This is a genomic window from Streptomyces sp. MnatMP-M17, assembly GCF_900091995.1.
Classification (GTDB): Bacteria; Actinomycetota; Actinomycetes; order Streptomycetales; family Streptomycetaceae; genus Streptomyces.
Map to the genome: position 1 here is coordinate 1 of NZ_FMDK01000260.1, position 5307 is coordinate 5307.

4 protein-coding genes and 1 pseudogene are annotated in these 5307 nt (G+C 68.5%); 4 read left to right on the plus strand and 1 reads right to left on the minus strand.

Annotation, left to right across the window (positions count from 1 at the left end; genetic code table 11):
* Positions 1–56 precede the first annotated feature (56 nt).
* Positions 57–1262: a glycoside hydrolase family 64 protein gene (locus tag GA0115259_RS12470; RefSeq protein ID WP_093595206.1), complete on the minus strand. Its 1206-nt coding sequence runs from the start codon at positions 1260–1262 to the stop codon at positions 57–59.
* A 277-nt stretch (positions 1263–1539) separates the two neighbouring features.
* Between GA0115259_RS12470 and GA0115259_RS12475 the strand changes: the two genes are divergently transcribed.
* From GA0115259_RS12475 to GA0115259_RS39005, 4 genes and pseudogenes are all read left to right on the plus strand, one after another.
* The gene (locus tag GA0115259_RS12475) at positions 1540–2289 is read left to right on the plus strand and encodes a hypothetical protein (RefSeq protein ID WP_093595209.1); all 750 of its coding nucleotides are present in this window, start codon (positions 1540–1542) and stop codon (positions 2287–2289) included.
* A gap of 116 nt (positions 2290–2405) precedes the next feature.
* On the plus strand, positions 2406–3719 hold the full coding sequence (gene dxr / locus GA0115259_RS12480) for a 1-deoxy-D-xylulose-5-phosphate reductoisomerase (protein WP_093595212.1): 1314 nt from the start codon (positions 2406–2408) through the stop codon (positions 3717–3719).
* Positions 3716–5017, plus strand: a complete 1302-nt coding sequence (locus GA0115259_RS12485; RefSeq protein WP_093595215.1) for a M50 family metallopeptidase — start codon at positions 3716–3718, stop codon at positions 5015–5017. The genes dxr and GA0115259_RS12485 overlap by 4 nt, the downstream gene beginning before the upstream one ends.
* Positions 5018–5178: 161 nt before the next feature.
* Positions 5179–5307: pseudogene (locus GA0115259_RS39005) on the plus strand (4-hydroxy-3-methylbut-2-en-1-yl diphosphate synthase); the annotation flags it as partial.

Consider the following 5307-nt stretch of genomic DNA (forward strand, 5'->3'; position numbering starts at 1 on the left):
ATCAGCCGCTCCCGCGGCGGGCGCTCCCTGATCCGGCCAGATCCAAACGAAAGACCCTAGTTGAACGGATCGAGCGTGATGTACGCCTGCTGCGGATCGCCGTCGTGCACCAGGGACTCATGGGCGCCGACATCGTCGAAGGCGAACGCGTACGCCTTGCCGTCGGCCATCTGCGCGTGGATCTTCCGGGCGTAGTGGTTGGTCACCGCGTCCTGGTAGAAGTTGGCCGCGCTCGTGTCGGGCTGGTTGGGATTGACCAGCAGCGTGGAGCGGTTGAATCCGGCGCAGAGCGTGCGCGAGATCGGGCCGCGTACCAGGTCGTTGGGCGCGTCCAGCAGCTTGTAGCAGCCGAAGACGCTGTCCGCGTCCGGCTTCTGGAACGAGGTGACGACCGCGCCCGCCGCATTGGTGAAGTTCATGACATTGCCCGAGACCCGGCCGAAGTACTTGGTGTTCGGCTGGTCCCCGAAGGGCGTCACGGTCAGCGTGGAGGTGGTGTACCGGCTCCACACCCGATTGATGTAGTCGTCCATCACCGAGGCCGGCAGCAGACCCGATCCGATCCCGTGACCGGGCGAGAGCGCGCGCAGGACGGTGCCGTCGGCGCGCGTCTGGATCAGATTGGCCCAGCCGCCCGGCTGGCTCCGGAGCGAGTCGTAGAAGCCGTTGTAGCCGCCCGCCTTGAGATGGCCGGTGGTCTTGGTGGTGCCGTTCGGGAGCCTGACGCCGACGGCGTAGGGCGCCGAGAACATGTCGACCTGGGTGCTGTTGATCCACAGCCCGGCGTCGTTGAGCGTGTACTCGGTCCAGTTGAAGAGGATGTCCCGGTTGGGGTCGGCCGGGTTCTGCACGGCGGGCTGCACCAGACCGCCCGTGGTCAGCTTGAAGACAAGCTTCTGACCGTACGAGAAGTAGACACGGCCGGAGAACTTCGGCATCCGGACCGTGACCGACTGCCCGTTGGCCGGTCCCGCGATCGACGCGTCGGGTGCCGGGGTCGGCGGATTGCCTCCGGCGGGCCAGGCGTGGAACGTGCCGTTGGCATCGGCCCAGCCCTGCTGGCCCGTCGTGAGGTTCGTCCCGAGGTTGTAGATGTAGACCGGGTCCGTACGGCCGGAGCTGTTCGTGATCGTCAGCGGAATGGTCGCGGGGACCGCGGCCTCGGCGGCGCCGGCGGGTGACGCGGGGCTCGCGGCCGTGAATCCCGTGGCGAGGATCGCCGCGGCGGCCAGTGACGCGAGCAGCTTTCTTGTGCCCAACACGCTGTGCCTCCTGCGTTGTGGGGGGTTTGAGAGCGCTCTCAGAATCGGCCTACGGATGAGGCGTGTCAATGCGCGCGGCCAACGGCCCGCGCGGACGGTCCCGGTGAACACCGGTGAAAACCGTTGGAATCAGCCGGAATTGACGGCATGTCATTTCTCGCGGGCCCGGCCGCCGTTCCCATGCAGCACAATCGGCCGTCGGGACGGTCAACTCACGACGGGGGCAGACATGTTCGGGTCCGGGAGAAGGCGGACGCGGCGGACGCGGCGCGGTGCGGTGGCGCTGGCCGCCGGTCTCGTACTCGTCGGAGTGACCGCGTGCAGCGGCGGCGAACGGGGCGACGGCGGTGACGACGGCGGCAAGGGTGTGAGCAAGGGTGTGAGCGAGCCCGGCGGCTCCTCCGCGCCGGCCGCGGGCGCCGCCACCGGCCCCGCGCCGCTCACCGAGGAACAGCTCACCGCCGCCTCCCTCACCGACGGCGAGCGGATCGGCCGGTACACCGCCTCCGAGTACGCCCTCGGCGCACCGCTCGGCGAGGAGTACACCGCGGAGCCCGCCGTCTGCCAGCCGCTGGTCAGCCTCGCCCGCGGCGCCACCGCGTTCGATCCCATCGCCGAGGTCCACCGCAAGGTCGACATCCCGGACGAGATGCTCGGGCTCACCGTCTCCGTACAGCTCCGCTCGTACGGCGCCCAGGGCGCGGCCGGCGTCCTGAAGGCGCTGCGTACGGCGGGCCGTGACTGCGCGGGCGGCTTCACCGAGGACCGGGCGCTGGCCCGGGCGAAGTATCTGAAGGCGGAACCGGCCGAGGCGCCCGATGTGGGCGACGAGGCCGCCGCGTACCGCTTCACGATTCTCGATGTGAAGGGAGAGCTCAAGCTGTACGAGTATCTGACCGTCGTACGGTCCGGTTCCACCACGCTCTCCTTCCGCGCCGAGATCACCGGCACCGAGGACGTCGGAGGAGTCCCGGAGGAGATCGTCCAGGCCCAGTGGCAGAAGTTCCGGGCCGCCGGAAAAACCTGAAAAGACCGGAAAGACCTTAAAGATCCGGCCGGCGCGAAGTCCGCAGGACCGGCGCACGGGAACACCCGCAGGGGCGCGCTGTCCAACCGGCGCACGGATGGGGCAAGAATGGGGGCATGAGCGACAGCCCAGCCCCTCTCGCCGATCCGCATATCGCCTTCGACCCGACCGAAGGCCGCCGGGACATCGTCGTCCTCGGCTCCACCGGATCCATCGGCACCCAGGCCATCGACCTGGTCCTGCGCCATCCCGACCGCTTCCGTGTCACCGCGCTCTCCGCCGCCGGCGGGCGTCCCGCGCTCCTCGCCGAGCAGGCCAGGCGGCTGCGGGTCCGAACCGTGGCGGTCGCGCGCGAGGACACCGTGCCCGCGCTGCGGGAGGCGCTCAGGGCGCAGTACGGTAAGGGCGAGCCGCTCCCCGAGATCCTCGCGGGACCCGACGCCGCCACCGAGCTGGCCGCCTCCGACTGCCACACCGTCCTCAACGGCATCACCGGCTCCATCGGGCTCGCGCCCACGCTCGCCGCCCTTACCGCCGGCCGCACGCTCGCGCTGGCCAACAAGGAGTCGCTGATCGTCGGCGGTCCGCTGGTCAAGGCCGTGGCCAAGCCCGGCCAGATCATCCCGGTCGACTCCGAGCACGCCGCGCTCTTCCAGGCGCTGGCCTCCGGCAGCCGCGCCGATGTGCGCAAGCTCGTGGTGACGGCCTCCGGCGGGCCCTTCCGCGGCCGTACGCGCGCCGAGCTGGCCCACGTCACTCCCCGGGACGCTCTCGCGCATCCGACCTGGGCCATGGGCCCGGTGATCACGGTCAACTCGGCGACGCTCGTCAACAAGGGCCTCGAAGTGATCGAGGCACATCTTCTGTACGACATTCCCTTCGAACGCATTGAGGTGGTCGTCCACCCTCAGTCGTATGTCCATTCGATGGTGGAATTCAGCGACGGCTCGACTCTGGCCCAGGCGACTCCGCCCGATATGCGCGGGCCGATCGCCATCGGTCTCGGCTGGCCGTGGCGGGTGCCCGACGCCGCTCCCGCCTTCGACTGGACCACCGCGTCGACCTGGGAGTTCTTCCCGCTCGACACGGAGGCCTTCCCTTCGGTGGGACTCGCCAGACAGGTGGGGGCCCTGGGCGGCACGGCTCCGGCGGTGTTCAATGCCGCGAACGAGGAGTGCGTCGACGCGTTCCTCGCGGGCAGGCTCCCGTTCAACGGCATCATGGACACGGTCACCGAGGTCGTCGCGGAACACGGCACGGTGTACGGCGCGGCGCAGGATCACTCCCGTACGGGAACCTCGCTCACCGTGGCCGACGTCCTCGAAGCGGAGACCTGGGCACGTGCCAGGGCCCGTGAGAAGGCGGCGGCGTTGGCAGACCAACTGGCAGACACAATCGGCGAAGAACAGCCGGCGGAGGCTCGCGCATGACGATTCTGTTGACGGTCCTCGGCATTCTGGTCTTTGTCGCCGGGCTGCTCTTCTCCATCGCCTGGCATGAGCTCGGCCATCTCTCGACGGCCAAGTTCTTCGGTATCCGCGTGCCTCAGTACATGGTCGGCTTCGGGCCGACCATCTGGTCGCGGAAGAAGGGCGACACGGAGTACGGGATCAAGGCGATCCCGCTCGGCGGCTATATCCGCATGATCGGAATGTTCCCGCCGGGCCCGGACGGCAGGATCGAGGCGCGGTCCACCTCGCCCTGGCGCGGGATGATAGAGGACGCGCGCTCGGCGGCCTTCGAGGAGCTGCAACCGGGCGACGAGAAGCGCCTGTTCTACACGCGCAAGCCGTGGAAGCGCGTGATCGTGATGTTCGCGGGCCCGTTCATGAACCTGGTGCTCGCCGCCGTGATCTTCATCGGTGTGGCGATGAGCTTCGGCTTCCAGACGCAGACCACCCAGGTCGCGGGCGTGCAGAAGTGTGTGATCCCGCAGAGCGAGAAGCGGGACACGTGTGAGAAGGGCGACGCGGTCTCGCCCGCCCAGGCGGCCGGTCTCAAGGAGGGCGACAGGATCGTCGCCCTCAACGGACAGCGGGTCGAGGACTGGACCACGCTCTCCAATCTCATCCGTAAGACCATCGGCCCGGCCACCATCACCGTCGAGCGCGACGGCGCCCGGCAGGATCTGCACGCCACGCTCGCCAGAAACCTGGTGGCCGAGAAGGACTCCAACGGAGAGATCATCCCGGGCAAGTACATCCCGGCCGGCTATCTCGGTTTTGCCGCCGCCACCGAGATCGTCCCGCTCTCCTTCCCCCAGTCCGTGGACCGCATGGGCACCATGATCGGGGACGGTGTCGAGTCGATCGTCGCCCTGCCGTCCAAGATCCCGGACCTCTGGAGCGCGGCCTTCGGGGACGGCCCGCGCAAGGACGACTCACCGGTCGGTGTGGTCGGCGCGGCCCGTATCGGCGGCGAGGTGATGACGCTGGACATCCCGGCGCAGAACCAGATCGCGATGATGCTGTTCCTGCTCGCGGGCTTCAATCTCTCCCTCTTCCTCTTCAACATGCTGCCGCTGCTGCCTCTCGACGGAGGGCATATCGCGGGCGCGCTCTGGGAGTCCCTGCGGCGCAGGCTGGCACGTCTCTTCAAGCGGCCCGACCCGGGCCCGTTCGATGTCGCGAAGCTGATGCCGTTCGCCTATGTCGTGGCGGGGATCTTCATCTGCTTCACCCTGCTCGTGCTGGTCGCCGACGTCTTCAATCCCGTCAAGATCTCCTGATTGCGCCTGTTTCCGGCGGCCGGACACCTTTCGTGTCCGGCCGCTTACCTTTGGGTGGAGTTTTCACGGCGATGTGCTCCGGTGCCGTGCGGTGGCGTAATCTCGGGGCCGGAGCCCGCCCATCTCGGGACCTTGATCCACACCTTGGGGTTGCACAGCAGATGACTGCAATTTCTCTCGGAATGCCGTCCGTTCCGACGAAGCTCGCCGACCGGAGAGTCAGCCGTCAGATCCAGGTCGGGTCGGTGGCGGTCGGTGGGGATGCGCCGGTGTCGGTGCAGTCGATGACG

What these genes read in the sequence shown, in the direction of transcription:
- dxr (WP_093595212.1), top strand. Translation starts at nt 2,406, where the DNA reads ATGAGCGACAGCCCAGCCCCTCTCGCCGATCCGCATATCGCCTTCGAC.
- GA0115259_RS12485 (WP_093595215.1), top strand. Translation starts at nt 3,716, where the DNA reads ATGACGATTCTGTTGACGGTCCTCGGCATTCTGGTCTTTGTCGCCGGG.